Origin of the sequence: Acerihabitans sp., from assembly GCF_036398755.1 — a bacterium.
Taxonomy (GTDB): Bacteria; Pseudomonadota; Gammaproteobacteria; order Enterobacterales; family Enterobacteriaceae; genus Acerihabitans.
Map to the genome: position 1 here is coordinate 1 of NZ_DASWOM010000079.1, position 15,407 is coordinate 15,407.

Consider the following 15,407-nt stretch of genomic DNA (forward strand, 5'->3'; position numbering starts at 1 on the left):
GCGCCCCCTCTCTATCCCCTAACACCGACCCTATAAGCGTGCTTTTTTGATCTGGCGCGAGGGATTGCGCTTTTTTTACGCCGGTTGATTTCTTTTCCCCGCGCGATACCTGATAATACCGCCCCGGTTGCCATCGGGATATCAGGAGACGATATGTTTTATCCCCTCATCAAGCAGGCTTTATTTCAGCTCGATCCAGAGCGTGCCCATGAATTAACCTTCCAGCAGTTGCGCCGTATTAGCGGCACGCCGCTTGAATTCCTGGTACGCCAGTCGCTGCCGACCAAAACGGTCAATTGTATGGGGATAGCGTTTAAAAATCCGCTGGGACTGGCCGCCGGCCTGGATAAAGACGGTGATTGCATCGACGCGCTCGGCGCCATGGGCTTTGGTTTTATTGAGGTGGGGACGGTAACGCCGCTGCCGCAGCCCGGCAACGATAAACCGCGCCTGTTCCGGCTACTTGAGGCGGAAGGGCTGATTAACCGGATGGGATTTAACAACAAGGGTGTCGATTATCTGGTCGAAAACGTCAAGAAATCCCATTTTGGCGGGGTATTGGGGATCAATATCGGCAAGAACAAGGCGACGCCGGTGGAGCAGGGCAAGCAGGATTACCTGCTGTGCATGGATAAGATATATCCTTATGCGGGCTATATAGCGATAAACATTTCATCCCCCAATACCCCCGGGCTGCGCACACTGCAATTCGGTGAAGCGCTAGACGATTTATTGCTGGCGATTAAGAATAAGCAGGCGGATCTGCAAAAGTACCATCACAAATATGTTCCGGTCGCGGTTAAAATAGCCCCCGACCTGACCGATGAAGAACTGGCGCAGGTTGCCGATAGCCTGGTGCGGCATAATATCGACGGCGTTATCGCCACCAACACCACCACCGATCGGCATCTGGTCCAGGGCCTGAACCATTGCGGCCAGGCCGGTGGGTTAAGCGGTCGTCCTTTACAAGCCCGCAGCACCGAAGTTATCCGCCGCCTGGCAAAGGAATTAAACGGTAAATTACCGATAATCGGGGTGGGAGGAATTGATTCCCTCGTCGCCGCAAGGGAAAAGATGGACGCCGGCGCCGCGCTGATTCAAATATATTCCGGCTTTATTTTTCATGGTCCGCGCCTGATTAAAGACATTATTACTCATATTTGATCATTTTTTTCTAATTAATCGGCTTGGGGGGTTTATTTATCCCCTTGGCTCGTTTATCTTTTATCCGTTTGCTGCTAACTTAATCTTTAGAATATTTTCTAAACGCTAAAATTCTTTGCAGAATATTTCATAATCGAAGGCGACGCGATGAAAGGACTTAAAGATGAAATTCACTCCCGGCGATAATTGGCGTTGGTTTTATGATGCCGAACATGATCGGATGATGCTGGATCTCGCTGATGGTATGATATTCCGCTCACGCTTTTGTGCTAAAACACTCACCCCCGATGCGTTCAGCGAAACGGTATTCTGCGTGGATGACGCCGCGCTCTATTTTACCTTGGCCGAAAAGTGCCGGGCTCTTCCGTTAAAGGAAGAACAGCAGGCGGAATTAATCCTCAATGCCTTGGTGGCGCTGCGCTTCCTTAAGCCGCTGATGCCGAAGAGCTGGCACTTCAGGCCGCAGCCCACGCCGCTGAACTGGCATCCCGTCATGGGCGACGACGTACTGGTGCGCCTGAACGATAACGGTGAATACGCGCGGCTGCTGGTGGCGGAAGCGGGCGATAACGCCAGCCTGTGCGTGCTGGCGCAGCCGCAGCTCACCCTGGCGGCGCGCAAAATCGTGCTGGGTGATGCCATCAAAATCATGCATGACCGGCTGCTGCCTTACCCGCAGCAGACCGAAGTTCACTACGCCGCCGCGGTATAAAAGGCACGGCGCACGCCCCCGGTCCCAATGTTAACCGGGACGCCGCCGCGCCCTGCCAGTCAGACCGCGTTAGCCGAGACGCAGGTCGCTTTTGGGGATGCAGCTGCAGGTCAATACCTGGCCGGGCTCCTCAATGGCGCTGGCTTTAAGCGGCGCAACCTCGCCTTCAAGCAGCGTGACCTTGCAGGTGCCGCAAATCCCCGCCCGGCACGAATAGGGAATACGAATGCCCTGTTGCTCAAGCTGCTCCAGCAGGACCTGCTGGTTATTGCCGCTAAAGCGCCGACCCCGGTAGTCAATCATCACCCGCTTCTCGCCGTCGACCGGCGCCGCCAGCGCCTCGGTTACCGTACCGCCGCCGTAACGCCTGGGTTCCTGCTCCTCGAGTATCTCGATACTGTCGCCGGCGCGGATAATGCCGCTGGAACGGGCGATCAGGTTTTGGCCGAAGTCCACGTCGCCGTTGTCGGCGGTGCGGTAACCCTGCAAGGTGCGTAAAGGCTCCGCCGCCGGGTGCTTGCGCCCAAGCTCTACGCTCACGGTGGTAAGCACGCAGCGGCTACAAGGCTTGACCGACTCGAACTCAACGCCGCCGATGCGAATGCGCCGCCAGCGGTCCTCGGCATAGGGCGCGGCGCCCGCCGCTACCATATTGGGCCTGAACTGGGTGATAGTGATGCCGGCGGGACAGCGTTTCTGTAAATCCCTGAACGAAGCTTCACCGATCAGCAAAAAGGGAAACCCGTCGGCAAACGACAGCGGTATGCCGGGATAGGGTTTTACCCGCCGGTGGCTCCGTTCCCCGGTCCAGCGCAGCTGCGCCGCGCGACCTAAATAGCCGCTTAACCAGTTATTGATGGCCTCGGGTGCCACATACGCGGTAAAATGATTGCCCCAGACTTCGGTAGGGTGGCCGTCCGGCGTAAAGTCGGCAAAGCGCGCCAATACACTTTGTCCGTCCGGCGCGCTCAGGTGCAGGCCGTTTTGCACCATTACCGGGGTGAACCGGACCATTTGCGGGTATTGGCGCGCGGTAATAAAAGTGCCGTCAGGGTCGGTAACCATAAAAATCCGGTCAAAGGCCAGACCTTCGGCGCCCACCAGCGCATGGGATACCTGCAAACCGCGCATAGATTTCACCGGATGAATAAATAACCGCGATAAACTGACCACTCTGCCTCCCTGCCGGAACACTCTGCTGGGCCAACTTTATGACAATGGGCCGGGATTAGCTATAATGCCCAACGATTTTTCTTTTTGATGATAAGTGACCAGATGAACGCACTCTTTGCCAGCACGGCACAAGGTTTAGAAGAACTGTTAAAAAGCGAGCTGGAAGCGCTGGGTGCGCTCGATTGCAAAATAGCCCTGGGCGGAGTGCGCTTTCAAGGCGATGACCGGCTGCTGTACCAAAGCCTGCTCTGGAGCCGTCTGGCCTCGCGCATCCTGCTGCCGCTGACCGATTTCGACGTCTTCAGCGATGAGGATCTTTACCAGGGTGTGCGGGCGATTGACTGGCCGGCGATTTTTTCAGTGGATAAACGGTTTGCCGTGCATTTCAGCGGCACCAACGAGGCCATCCGCAACAGCCAGTACGGCACCCTGCGGGTGAAAGACGCCATCGTCGACAGTTTTACCGCCGCCCTGGATAAACGTCCGGACGTGGCCAAACAGCAGCCGGATATCCGCGTGCAGGTCTTTTTGCACCGGGATCATGCCGTCGTTTCGCTGGATCTGAGCGGCGGCGGGTTGCACCAGCGCGGCTACCGCGACGGCGCGGGCCAGGCGCCGCTGAAGGAAAACCTGGCGGCCGCCATTGTGCTGCGCTCCGGTTGGCAGACGGGCACGCCGTTGCTGGACCCGATGTGCGGTTCCGGCACCCTGCTGATTGAAGCGGCGCTGATGGCCGCCGACCGGGCGCCCGGCCTGCTGCGCCAGCAATGGGGATTTTACGGCTGGCTTGGCCATGACGAATCCCTGTGGCAAGAGGTCCTGGGCGCCGCCCGCGAGCGCGCCAGGGCGGGAACCGCCCAGGTGGCCTCGCGCTTTTTCGGTTCCGACAACGATGCGCGCGTGCTGGAAAAAGCGCGCGCCAATGCCCATCATGCCGGTATCGATTCGTTGATCTCCTTTACGGTCAATGATGTGGCCAATCTGGCCAACCCGCTGCCCGACGGCCCGGCCGGCACGGTTATCAGCAATCCTCCCTACGGCGAACGGCTGGAAAGCGAACCGGCGCTGATAGCGCTGTATAATCTGCTCGGACGCATCATGAAAAGCCGGTTCGGCGGCTGGCGGCTGTCTGTGTTCAGCGCGTCGCCGGTACTGTTAAGCGCGCTGCAGCTGCGCGCGGAGCGCTCGTTCAAAGCGAAAAACGGCCCGCTGGACTGCGAGCAGAAAAACTACCTGCTGGCGGATGAGCCGCATGCGGCGGCGGGCGCGCGGGATATCGCGCCCGATTTTGCCAATCGGCTGCGAAAAAATATCCGCGGCCTGGAAAAATGGGCCGCCAAACAGCATCTGGACTGTTATCGGCTTTATGACGCCGATTTGCCCGAATACAATGTCGCCATCGATCGCTACAGTTCATGGGTGGTGATCCAGGAATATGTGGCGCCCAAAACCATCGAACCGGAAAAAGCGCGCCAGCGGCTATACGATGCCATTTCGGCAACCCTGTCGGTACTGGACATCCCCGCCAGCCAACTGGTGGTCAAGGCCCGCGAGCGGCAGAAAGGCAAAAACCAGTATGAAAAGCTGGCGCAGAAAGGCGAATTTCTGCTGGTGGACGAATTTGACGCCAAGCTTTGGGTCAACCTGACCGATTATCTGGATACCGGTCTGTTCCTCGATAGCCGCATTGCGCGCAAAATGCTGGGCGAGATGAGCCGCGGCAAGGATTTCCTTAATCTGTTCGCCTACACCGGCAGCGCCAGCGTGCATGCCGGCATCGGCGGCGCGCGCAGCACCACCTCGGTGGATATGTCGCGCACCTATCTGGAGTGGGCGGAAAAAAACCTGCGCAGCAACGGACTGGTCGGCAAGCAACATCGCCTGATCCAGGCGGACTGCCTGTCCTGGCTCGAACTGTCGCAGGAAACCTTTGATCTGATTTTTATCGATCCGCCCACGTTCTCCAATTCAAAACGCATGTCCGAAAGTTTCGACGTGCAACGTGACCACCTGATGCTGATGAAAGATCTGAAAAGATTATTACGGCCGGGCGGCATCATGATGTTTTCCAATAATAAACGCGGTTTCCAATTGGATGCCGAAGGATTACAGGCGCTTAGCCTGAAGGCGCGGTCCATCACCGAGCAAACCCGCTCCCAGGACTTCGCCCGTAATCGCCATATTCACAACAGCTGGCTGATAAGCCATGCCGATCAGGATCAATAAACACCATGTCATTAATCAGTCTTTCCGGCGCCTGGCTATCGTTCAGCGATGCGCCGCTGCTGGATAATACCGAGCTGCACATAGAACGTAACGAACGTGTCTGCCTGGTTGGGCGCAACGGGGCGGGCAAGTCCACCCTGATGAAGATCCTCAGTAAAGAGGTGCCGCTGGACGACGGCCAGTTGATTTTCGAGCAGGATACCATCGTTGCCCGCCTGCAGCAGGATCCGCCGCGCAACGTGAGCGGCAGCGTCTATGATTTTGTCGCCGAAGGCGTGCAGGAGCAGGCGCAAACGCTCAAGGCCTACCATGCGGTTTCACATCTGGTGGAACAGGATCCCAGCGATAAAAACCTGATGGAAATGGGCCGGCTGCAGGAGATCCTGGATCACCAGAACCTGTGGCACCTGGAAAAACGTATCCATGAGGTGCTTGAACAGCTGGGCCTGACCGCCGATGCCGATCTGTCGTCCCTGTCGGGCGGCTGGCTGCGTAAAGCGGCGCTTGGCCGCGCCCTGGTTTGCGAACCGCAGGTTTTACTGCTGGATGAGCCGACCAACCATCTGGATATTGAAACCATCGATTGGCTGGAAATCTTTCTGAAAAGTTTCCCCGGCAGCATCATCTTTATTTCCCATGACCGTTCATTTATTCGCAATATGGCGACGCGCATTGTCGACCTGGATCGCGGCAAGCTGGTCTCCTGGCCGGGCAACTACGACAAATACCTTGAAGGCAAGGAAGAAGAGCTGCGGGTGCAGGAACTGCAAAACGCCGAGTTCGATAAAAAACTGGCGCAGGAAGAGGTATGGATCCGCCAGGGCATCAAGGCCAGGCGTACCCGTAACGAGGGCCGCGTGCGCGCGTTAAAGGCGCTGCGCAACGAAAGAAGCGAGCGGCGTGAAGTCATCGGCAGCGCCAAGATGCAGGTCGAGGAAGCCACCCGTTCGGGCAAGATTGTGTTTGAAATGGAAGACGTCAGCTATCGCCTGGCGGACAAGGTGCTGGTCAGCGGCTTCAGCGCCCAGGTACAGCGCGGCGATAAAATCGCCCTTATCGGCCCTAACGGCTGTGGTAAAACCACGCTGTTGAAACTGATGCTCGGCCAACTGCGGCCGGACAGCGGGCGCATCCACTGCGGCACCAAGCTGGAAGTGGCGTATTTCGACCAGCATCGCGCCGAACTGGATCCGGAACGCACGGTAATGGACAACCTGGCGGAAGGCAAACAGGAAGTGATGGTCAACGGCCGCTCGCGCCATGTGCTGGGGTATCTGCAGGATTTCCTGTTCCATCCCAAACGCGCCATGACGCCGGTAAAAGCCTTGTCGGGCGGCGAACGTAACCGCCTGCTGCTGGCCAAACTGTTCCTTAATCCCAGCAACCTGCTGATTCTCGATGAACCCACCAACGATCTGGACGTCGAGACCCTGGAACTGTTGGAAGAGATGATCGACGGCTACCAGGGTACCGTGCTGCTGGTCAGCCATGACCGCCAGTTCGTGGACAATTCGGTGACCGAGTGCTGGATTTTCGAGGGTGAAGGGCGGATCAGCAGCTTCGTCGGCGGTTATTTCGATGCGCAGAACCAGCGCCGCAATATGCGCTCGCTGCGTACCGCGCCGGCGCCCACCGAAAAAATTCGCGCCGCCGATGCGCAGAAGCCGCTTAATGCCAAGCGCGCCACCAGCAAATTAAGCTATAACTTGCAGCGCGAGCTGGAGGTATTGCCGCAGGAGATAGAACGCCTGGAGCAGGAAATCAATACATTGCAGGCGCAAATGGCGCATGCGGATTTTTTCAGCCAGCCTCACGAAACGACCCAGGCGGTCATCACGCGCATGGCCGGCGCGGAACAATCGCTGGAAACCGCCTTCGCCCGCTGGGAAGAGCTGGAAGCATTAAAAAACGGTCCTAAAGAGTGACATGAACCCGAGCGGGAGGGATGGGGATCCCGTTCGGGCCGCTTAACGGCATCAGGACAACAAGGAGGAAAGCATGTGTTCTGCCGTCCATCACCCGAAATACGTGCTTTGCCCACATTGCGATCTCCTGGTGGTCCTGCCGGCGTTAACCGACGGCCAGAAAGGGGTCTGTCCCCGCTGCGGCAACACGCTGATAAGCCGCTGGTCCCATCCACGCACCCAGCCGGTGATGTTTGCCATCAGCGCGTTGATTATGCTGGTGCTGGCCAATCTGTTTCCGTTCGTGAATATGAAAGTGTCCGGCATGGGGCGCGAGATTACCCTGCCGCAGATCCCCGGCATCATGGTGGCGGATCATTTTTCCAGCCTGGCCAGCCTGTTCCTGCTGTTCGTCCAGCTGATCCCCGCCGTTTGCATGATGGCTATCATCCTGCTGTGCTTTGAGTTCCGCCTGTCGTTTCGCCTGAAGGCCTTTATGGCGAAAGCCTTGTTTGCCCTGCGCGCCTGGGGCATGGCGGAAATATTCCTGGCGGGCGTGCTGGTCAGCTTCGTCAAGCTGATGGCCTACGGCGACATCGGCATCGGCATCAGCTTCCTGCCGTTTTGCCTGTTCTGCCTGCTGCAGCAACGGGCATTCCAGTGCATCGACCAGCGCTGGCTTTGGGATAATATCATGCCGGCGCGATCGCCGGTAACCGAGCTGCGCCCCGGCATCGGCGGATTAGTGCAAGGCATCCGCGCCTGCAGTTGCTGTACCCTGATCCTGCCGGCGGGACTGCATAACTGCCCCCGCTGCCATACCCATGAACGCGCCAGGCGGCATAACAGCCTGCAATGGACCATGGCGTTGCTTATCACCTCCATCATGCTGTATATCCCGGCCAATATCCTGCCGATCATGATAACCGAAGGTTTAGGCAGTAAACTCAACTCGACGATCATTGCCGGGGTGATCCTGTTATGGGACGACGGCTCCTACCCGGTGGCGATGGTGATTTTTATCGCCAGCATCATGGTGCCGACCCTGAAAATGATTGCCCTGGCCTGGCTATGCTGGGACGCGCGCCGCGAGGAAGCCCGGGTCGATAGCGAACGGATGCATTTTCTTTATGAAATCGTGGAATTTGTCGGCCGCTGGTCGATGATTGATGTATTTGTGATAGCGGTACTCTCCGGACTGGTGAGAATGGGGCAACTGATGAGTATCACACCGGGCATCGGCGCGGTGTTATTTGCCATGGTGGTGATGATAACCATGGTTGCCGCGCAGATGTTCGACCCGCGACTGATTTGGGACCGGGCAGAAAGAAAAATACCAAAGGAGTCTTCCGTTGACGGAAAATAAATACGACGTCGCCCAGGTCGAGAAAATCAAGCGCTGGTCGCCGGTGTGGATCATTCCAATCGTGACGGTGCTGATTGGCGCCTGGATCCTCTATTACCACTTTAGCCATCAGGGCAAGGTCATCACCCTTATCACCACCAGCGCCGAAGGCATCGAGGCCGGGAAAACCGCCATTAAAAGCCGCAGCGTGGACGTCGGCATGGTGGAAAGCGTAGTGTTAAGCGATAACCTGCGGCAGGTTGAAATAAAAGCCCGTATCAACAACGGCATGGAAAAGCTGCTGCGAAAAGATTCCGCGTTTTGGGTGGTGAAGCCGCAGATCGGCCGGGAGGGTATTTCCGGGCTGGGCACCCTGCTTTCCGGGGCGTATATCCAGCTACAGCCAGGCGCCGACGGCGAGGAGGTTAATGCCTTCACCCTGCTGGATGCGCCGCCGCTGGCCTCGCCGGATGCCAAGGGCATCCGCGTCGAGCTCGACAGCGATCAATCCGGGCAGCTGAATGCCGGTGATCCGGTGCTGTTCCGCGGTTTCAGGGTCGGCACGGTGCAGACCAGCCACTTCGATCCGGCGCGGCGCAAAATGCGTTACCAGCTGTTTATCAGCGCGCCCTACGACAGCCTGGTGACCACCAACGTGCGCTTCTGGAAAGACAGCGGCGTGGCCTTTGATATGTCGGCCCAGGGTATGCGGGTGGAAATGGGATCGCTGACCACCCTGTTCAGCGGCGGCGTCAGTTTTGACGTGCCCACCGGCTGGGATTTGGGCGAACAAGCCAATGAACATCAGGATTACCAACTGTTTGATAATAAAAACAGTATCGCCGATTCGTTATACACCGTGCATAAAGATTACCTGCTGTTTTTCAATGATTCCGTGCGCGGCCTGCTGCCCGGCGCGCCGGTCGAGTTTCGCGGCATCCGCCTGGGTACCGTGGCCCAGGTGCCTTTCCTGCAAACCGCCTTTAAACAGGCTATCGACGATAATTACCAGATACCGGTGCTGATCCGCATCGAACCGGACCGTCTGGCCGGCAAGCTGGGCGATAACTTTGATTTGGAGACACGGATAAAACAGGCCGGGGATCACGGCCTGCGCGCCTCGCTAAAAAGCGCCAGCCTGCTGACCGGCTCGCTGTTTGTCGACCTTGATTTTTATCCGCAGGCCAAGCCCTGGGACGACGAGAGGGTGGTAAACGGTTATCCGGTGCTGCCGACCACCAGCGGCGGCCTGGTGCAGATCCAGCAAAAGCTGATGATGACGCTTGATAAGATCAACGGCCTGCCGCTCAATCCGATGCTTACCGAAGCCACCAGCACCCTGGCGCAAAGCCAGAGCACCCTGCGCGAGCTGCAAAAAACCCTGAAATCGGTGAATAAAATCACGGAAAGCCAGTCGATGCAGCAGTTGCCGCAGGACATGCAGCGCACCCTGCGCGAGCTGAACAGCAGCATGAAAGGGTTCCAGCCCGGCTCACCGGCCTACAATAAAATGGTGGACAATATGCAACGACTCGATCAGGTCCTGCGGGAACTGCAACCGGTACTGCGCACGCTGAACAACAAGAGCAACGCGTTGGTGTTCCAGGCCGACAACGGCAACGATCCGCAGCCGAAGAGGGCGAAATGATGAATAAAGGGATCCTGCTGGCGCTGGTTATGTTGCTGGCCGCCTGCGGCGGTAATAACGATAAGCATTACTACCAGTTGCCGGTTGCGGCGCAGGAAAACGCCGGGCAGCCCCTGCCGTCCGCCGGCGGCACGCGGCATATATGGCTTTCCCGGGTGAACGTATCGGATTACCTGGCCGGCGGCGGCTTGGTGTACCAGCAAAGCGACGTGCGTTATGTCACCGCCAGCAATAACCTGTGGGCCAGCCCTCTCGAGCAGCAGCTGCGCCAGACCATGGTCGCCCATTTAAGCAACCGGCTCCCGGGCGCGCTGGTTTCCGCCAGTCCGGCGCAGGGAGAACAGGACCAACTGGAATTCAGCGTCACCGGTTTTCACGGCCGTTATGATGGACGCGCGGTTATCCAGGGCGAATGGCAGCTAACGCACGACGAGCAGGTCACCCGTTATCCTTTTAACCTGGTGCTGAAGCAGGATAAGGACGGTTATGACGCGCTGGTCCGGACGTTGGCGCAAGGCTGGCAGCAAATCGGCCAGGCGGCGGCGGGGCGAATTTCAACGCTGCCTTAATAACAAAATATTCTAAAAATAACGCGCGCCGATCCCGGCCAAGATAATTCAGTGGCCTGGGTGCGTTGTTTGACCGGTTTTCAGCGACTTAAGCGGCTATTGCCTTCCACCCGACAGGTCAAAATGCGTTCATTATGCATTTATAATATGACCCTTTTGTGAAATGCTGCGTTGATTTTTTACTCTTTTCTCGTTAAAGATAAAGGGTAATCGCAGAAATGTGATTACCGTTTTCTTTCCACCAAACAAGATGAGGGAAACACGGCATGAAGAGACAAAAACGAGATCGCCTTGAACGCGCGCACTCACGTGGTTATCAAGCGGGATTATCCGGACGCTCGAGTGAAATATGTCCTTTTCAGTCCTTGGATGCACGGTCTCACTGGTTGGGAGGTTGGCGAAAAGCCATGGAGGACAGGTCGGTGACGTTATAAGCCGCTTGTCAGCAAAGGAATTGACCTCCGCTTTCGCGGAGGTTTCATTATCAGGCGTTCAGAACGCGCCGGTATCTTTAAACAGACCCACTTTCAGATCGCTGGCGGTATAGATCACCTGACCGTCGCACAGCATTTCGCCATCCGCAAGACCCATCACCAGACGGCGGTTCACCACGCGGCGGAAATGAATGCGGTAGGTCACAAGCTTAGCCACAGGCAAAACCTGGCCGGTAAACTTCACTTCACCCACGCCTAAGGCGCGCCCCTTGCCTTCGCCCCCCAGCCAGCCGAGATAAAAGCCCACCAGTTGCCACATGGCGTCAAGACCCAGGCAACCGGGCATAACCGGGTCGCCGATAAAATGGCAACCGAAGAACCACATATCGGGATGGATATCCAATTCGGCTTCAACGTAACCTTTATTATGGCTGCCGCCGTCTTCGGTCATCTTGACCACGCGGTCCATCATCAGCATATTCCCCGCGGGCAGCGGCGGGCCTTCTTTACCAAACAACTCCCCGCGGCTGCAGGCAATCAGGTCTTCTTTTGTATAAGCGTCGCGTTTATCTACCATGTTATCCAAACCTTTATCAATGAATCACGCACATTAACTAACTTCCATGCCCCGGACAAGCCCCATCAGCTCTGATTAAACCAGTTAAGCCAGCGAAATCCCCAGGGTAAGCGCAGGCGTTCATGCTGATTAATATAAGCGATACGCTCACGTATCGACGCAATCAAATTGGGTTTCTGCTCATGATCGTAAGGTATCCCGGTCAGTAGCTCCAACGCCTCATCAATGATCTCCACCGGCCAGATATGGAATTGATCGTTGCGCACCGCTTCGACCACGTCCTCATTCAGGCACAGGTGGCGCACATTGGCGGCGGGGATAATCACGCCATGTGTACCATCAAGTCCACGGCTTTCGCACAGGGCAAAGAATCCTTCAATCTTTTCATTCGCGCCGCCGATGGGCTGGACGCGGCCAAACTGATCCACCGAACCGGTAACGGCAATCTGCTGGACTATCGGTTTGCCTGACAGGGCGCTTATCAGGGCGCTCAATTCCGCCAGCGACGCGCTGTCGCCGTCCACCTCGCCATAGGACTGTTCAAATACCAGCGACGCGGAGAAGGGCAGCTGTTGGTCCAATTCCAGCGACGCCATCAGGAAGGCCTGCATAATCATCATGCCCTTGGCATGGAGATTACCGCCCAGCTCGGCCTTACGTTCAACATCGTTGATTTCGCCGTCGCCAAGGTGTACCACGCAACTGATGCGCGACGGTTCACCAAACGGCAGGGGATGGCCCGGAAAATCCAGGACCGACAGCGCGTTGACCTGGCCGACCATGGCGCCCTCGGTTTCGACCATGATCTGTCCTTCGGATATTTCATCCTGCATGCGCTCGGTAAGATAGCTTTCGCGCCAGATCCGCGTCCGGTTGCTATTATACAGGGCCTCCGCGCTGATGGCGCCCTGCTCGCTGTACAACACCGCTTCGCGAAAGCGCCGCGTCAGCCAGTGCGGGCACAGCGGGAGCTGGTACTGATCGCCGCTGTAGCGCACCGACTGCCTGACCATCTCCGGCCAGGCGTCCGGGGTCAGGGGAGGCAGCTTCAGGCCGCCCAGCAGGCTGTTTATGTAGCCGCACCAGTTTTGCATATCTTCCGGCGCCAGGATCTTCAGGTCTGACTCGAACTCGGCATACAACGCCAGCATGGTCAGGTCGGGTTCCAGATCGTTCAGATCGGCCAGCGACTCGCGATCGCCGATGATAAGCAGGCGCAGATCGAGCGGCATCGAGGGTATGGACACCGGCAGCGGACGGGTTTCATCCAATGCCAGCCAGTCGAAACGCTGCTGCAATATCATTTGCTTGAGACGCAGCCACATCAACGGCTGGCTGACCAGGGCCTTGGCACCCAGCACCAGTACCCCGCCGTTGGCTTCATGGATTTTACCCGGCTGTAAATCAAGCACGTCGCGGTAGCATCTGACGCAGCCGAACAATTGCTCATGTTCGATCCAGGACTGGTAAAGCCCCTTGGCCCGGCCGGCGAAATTATCCTCGCGCCGGGTGGCGGGCTGCACCGTCACGCCATTACCCGTAATCACATACCGGCTGCCGATAACGCCATCGCCCGGGGGCAAAAGCTGTTTAACCGTCTCGGTGATTAACTGGAAATATTCCTCATCTTCCTGCGCGGTGAGCAGCATAAAACGGCTCGGCGAGCGGGAGTGGCAAAATTGTGTCAGTCCGTCCATCAAACGTGGCTGCAGCACATCCATAGGTGCCGGCATTAGCTGGGAGGGTTGGGCGAACACCGCTTCGAAAGGCGAAAGCTCGGGAATTAAATATTTCCATTCTAATTGTTTAATGGTCAAGGTAATAGGTAACGTCGCTAAACAGGGAAACGGGGATTATACAAGAATTTCCCTGTCCGAGTCTCACGCATCTTGCATTCAGCGATGATTCAGCAAAACTTGCCACCGGTTGTGATTAAAAAACAGACAGAATAAAACGAATTTTAGGGATTTTGCGTGCGGAACTGCTATTATCAGGGCAACGTTACACGGTCACGGGTGGGCGAAATATGAAATACCAGCAGCTTGAGAACCTGGAAACCGGATGGAAATGGACCTATCTGGTAAAAAAACATCGTGAAGGTGAACGAATCACCCGGCATGAAGAAAACAGCGCGGCGGAGGAAGCCATTGCCGCCCTGGTGCTTTATGAGCATCAACCCGACAACATTATTCTCTGGATCCAGGAGAATATGAATCCGGCGCTCGACAATCGCATGAAGCAGACGATACGGGCAAGACGCAAACGTCATTTTAACGCTGAGCATCAACACACGCGCAAAAAATCCATCGATCTGGAATATCTGGTGTGGCAGCGTTTGGCGGCCCTGGCGCAGCGACGGGGTAAAACCCTGTCGGAAACCATTGTCAGCCTGCTCGAGGATGCGGAGCGCAAAGAGAAATACGCCACGCAGATGACTTCGCTGAAAGACGATTTAAAAGCGATCCTGGGGGAGGACAAGTAGTCGGGAAATAGTGGTACGGGCAATAAAAAACCCCGCAAGGCGGGGTTTTTTTATGAAGCTGACAACACTTAAGCCTGCGGCTGTGTTACCACTTCCTTGATACCCTTCACTTCGATTTCTACGCGACGATCCGGTGCCAGGCAGTTGATTAACGCTGCGCGTGGTTTCACGTTATCGCAAGTATTGCCGGTGACCGGGTTGGATTCACCCATGCCACGTGCGGAAATCTTGTCGGCGGGGATGCCCTTGGACACCAGGTAGCTTACTACGCTCTGCGCACGGGCCTGGGACAGTTTCTGGTTGTATTGGTCAGTACCGATACGGTCGGTAAAGCCCAGGACAACAACGGAGCCGTCTTTAGGATCCATCGAGCTCAACTGGGAATACAGTTGATCCAGCGCTTGCTGGCCTTCAGGTTTCAGCTGTGCCTTGTTAAAGGCAAACAGAACGTCTGAACGCAGGGTGAAGCGTTTGGTCTGGACAACAGGAGCCGGTGCGGCGGCAGGAGCCGGAGCAGGCGCAGCAACTTCATCTTGACCGAAACGGTAGGAAACACCCACGCTCACGAGAGCATTGTCAGGACGGGCGCCAACGGTACCGGCATCGCCGATGTTGTTGGTCCACTGGTATTCCAGACGGGTTGCCCAGTTTTTGGTGACTGCGTATTCCAGACCAGCGGCGGCCAACGGAGAAACGCCAGTGTCATTGTCGCTCAGGCGACCATTGGCTCCGTTACCGTAGTTGGCTTTGGAATCAGCACGCCATACCATACCACCCAGACGGGTATAAATGTCCAGGTCATCGTTCAGCGGGTAGCTCAGTTTAGTGGTCAACTGAATGCCCTGGGCTTTAAACGCACCGTTATCAACGCTGCCTTTGTATGCCATACGGCCCAGCCAATCATAACCCAGTTCAAACCCTAAATAAGGGTTAGCCTGGTAACCAACAAAAGCACCAGCGCCGATCTGCTCGTTACGGGTAGGGCCATTGCCGATACGGTTGTCGTAACCATTACCGTAGAACCCGGTATCGTGATACTGGGACCAGCCCAGTTTACCACCGGTGTACCAGGTGTTGTCTTTCGGAGCGGCTTGCGCTACGGTCGCGAAACCCGCCAGTGCCACTGCAAGTGCGATAGCTGTCTTTTTCATTTTTTGCGCCTCGTTATCATCC

Annotated in this window: 13 protein-coding genes; 9 read left to right on the forward strand and 4 right to left on the reverse strand. The window is 56.7% G+C overall.

Annotated elements, in window-relative coordinates; translation table 11 throughout:
- Positions 1 to 153: 153 nt before the first annotated feature.
- Both pyrD and VGC33_RS13030 read left to right on the forward strand, forming a co-directional pair.
- The gene (gene pyrD / locus VGC33_RS13025) at positions 154 to 1,164 is read left to right on the forward strand and encodes a quinone-dependent dihydroorotate dehydrogenase (protein WP_331121192.1); all 1,011 of its coding nucleotides are present in this window, start codon (positions 154 to 156) and stop codon (positions 1,162 to 1,164) included.
- 163 nt (positions 1,165 to 1,327) lie between these two features.
- Positions 1,328 to 1,876: a cell division protein ZapC gene (locus VGC33_RS13030; RefSeq protein WP_331121193.1), complete on the forward strand. Its 549-nt coding sequence runs from the start codon at positions 1,328 to 1,330 to the stop codon at positions 1,874 to 1,876.
- A 69-nt stretch (positions 1,877 to 1,945) separates the two neighbouring features.
- Here VGC33_RS13030 and VGC33_RS13035 read toward each other — a convergent pair whose 3' ends face one another.
- The gene (locus tag VGC33_RS13035; protein ID WP_331121194.1) at positions 1,946 to 3,049 is read right to left on the reverse strand and encodes a YcbX family protein; all 1,104 of its coding nucleotides are present in this window, start codon (positions 3,047 to 3,049) and stop codon (positions 1,946 to 1,948) included.
- A gap of 102 nt (positions 3,050 to 3,151) precedes the next feature.
- On the opposite strand from VGC33_RS13035, the gene rlmKL reads away from it, so the two are divergent.
- The 6 genes from rlmKL to rmf all read left to right on the forward strand — a co-directional run bounded on the left by rlmKL (position 3,152) and on the right by rmf (position 11,175).
- Positions 3,152 to 5,275, forward strand: coding sequence for a bifunctional 23S rRNA (guanine(2069)-N(7))-methyltransferase RlmK/23S rRNA (guanine(2445)-N(2))-methyltransferase RlmL (rlmKL, locus tag VGC33_RS13040; RefSeq protein ID WP_331121195.1), 2,124 nt, complete (start codon positions 3,152 to 3,154; stop codon positions 5,273 to 5,275).
- Positions 5,276 to 5,280: 5 nt separating this feature from the next.
- Entirely contained in the window at positions 5,281 to 7,200 is a 1,920-nt protein-coding gene (locus VGC33_RS13045) for an ABC transporter ATP-binding protein (RefSeq protein WP_331121196.1), read from the forward strand.
- 73 nt (positions 7,201 to 7,273) lie between these two features.
- Complete coding sequence (pqiA, locus tag VGC33_RS13050) at positions 7,274 to 8,545, forward strand: membrane integrity-associated transporter subunit PqiA (RefSeq protein ID WP_331121197.1); 1,272 nt, start codon at positions 7,274 to 7,276, stop codon at positions 8,543 to 8,545.
- A complete protein-coding gene (gene pqiB, locus VGC33_RS13055) occupies positions 8,532 to 10,172 on the forward strand; it encodes an intermembrane transport protein PqiB (RefSeq protein ID WP_331121198.1) in 1,641 nt (546 codons plus the stop codon). Before pqiA ends, pqiB begins: the two co-directional genes overlap by 14 nt.
- Entirely contained in the window at positions 10,172 to 10,741 is a 570-nt protein-coding gene (gene pqiC / locus VGC33_RS13060) for a membrane integrity-associated transporter subunit PqiC (RefSeq protein WP_331121220.1), read from the forward strand. Before pqiB ends, pqiC begins: the two co-directional genes overlap by 1 nt.
- Before the next feature lie 266 nt (positions 10,742 to 11,007).
- A complete protein-coding gene (gene rmf, locus VGC33_RS13065) occupies positions 11,008 to 11,175 on the forward strand; it encodes a ribosome modulation factor (RefSeq protein WP_162364658.1) in 168 nt (55 codons plus the stop codon).
- Between the two features lie 58 nt (positions 11,176 to 11,233).
- On the opposite strand, the gene fabA is transcribed toward rmf, so the two are convergent.
- Entirely contained in the window at positions 11,234 to 11,752 is a 519-nt protein-coding gene (fabA, locus tag VGC33_RS13070) for a bifunctional 3-hydroxydecanoyl-ACP dehydratase/trans-2-decenoyl-ACP isomerase (RefSeq protein WP_331121199.1), read from the reverse strand.
- 65 nt (positions 11,753 to 11,817) lie between these two features.
- On the reverse strand, positions 11,818 to 13,569 hold the full coding sequence (locus VGC33_RS13075; RefSeq protein ID WP_331121200.1) for an AAA family ATPase: 1,752 nt from the start codon (positions 13,567 to 13,569) through the stop codon (positions 11,818 to 11,820).
- Positions 13,570 to 13,778: 209 nt separating this feature from the next.
- On the opposite strand from VGC33_RS13075, the gene matP reads away from it, so the two are divergent.
- A complete protein-coding gene (matP, locus tag VGC33_RS13080; RefSeq protein WP_331121201.1) occupies positions 13,779 to 14,234 on the forward strand; it encodes a macrodomain Ter protein MatP in 456 nt (151 codons plus the stop codon).
- 68 nt (positions 14,235 to 14,302) lie between these two features.
- On the opposite strand, the gene ompA is transcribed toward matP, so the two are convergent.
- Complete coding sequence (gene ompA / locus VGC33_RS13085; protein WP_331121202.1) at positions 14,303 to 15,385, reverse strand: porin OmpA; 1,083 nt, start codon at positions 15,383 to 15,385, stop codon at positions 14,303 to 14,305.
- Positions 15,386 to 15,407: the final 22 nt, after the last annotated feature.

Coding starts and splice junctions, on each gene's coding strand:
- matP (WP_331121201.1), top strand. CDS start 13,779: ATGAAATACCAGCAGCTTGAGAACCTGGAAACCGGATGGAAATGGACC.
- rlmKL (WP_331121195.1), top strand. CDS start 3,152: ATGAACGCACTCTTTGCCAGCACGGCACAAGGTTTAGAAGAACTGTTA.
- ompA (WP_331121202.1), bottom strand. CDS start 15,385: ATGAAAAAGACAGCTATCGCACTTGCAGTGGCACTGGCGGGTTTCGCG.
- pyrD (WP_331121192.1), top strand. CDS start 154: ATGTTTTATCCCCTCATCAAGCAGGCTTTATTTCAGCTCGATCCAGAG.
- VGC33_RS13030 (WP_331121193.1), top strand. CDS start 1,328: ATGAAATTCACTCCCGGCGATAATTGGCGTTGGTTTTATGATGCCGAA.
- VGC33_RS13045 (WP_331121196.1), top strand. CDS start 5,281: ATGTCATTAATCAGTCTTTCCGGCGCCTGGCTATCGTTCAGCGATGCG.
- fabA (WP_331121199.1), bottom strand. CDS start 11,752: ATGGTAGATAAACGCGACGCTTATACAAAAGAAGACCTGATTGCCTGC.
- pqiC (WP_331121220.1), top strand. CDS start 10,172: ATGAATAAAGGGATCCTGCTGGCGCTGGTTATGTTGCTGGCCGCCTGC.
- pqiA (WP_331121197.1), top strand. CDS start 7,274: ATGTGTTCTGCCGTCCATCACCCGAAATACGTGCTTTGCCCACATTGC.
- rmf (WP_162364658.1), top strand. CDS start 11,008: ATGAAGAGACAAAAACGAGATCGCCTTGAACGCGCGCACTCACGTGGT.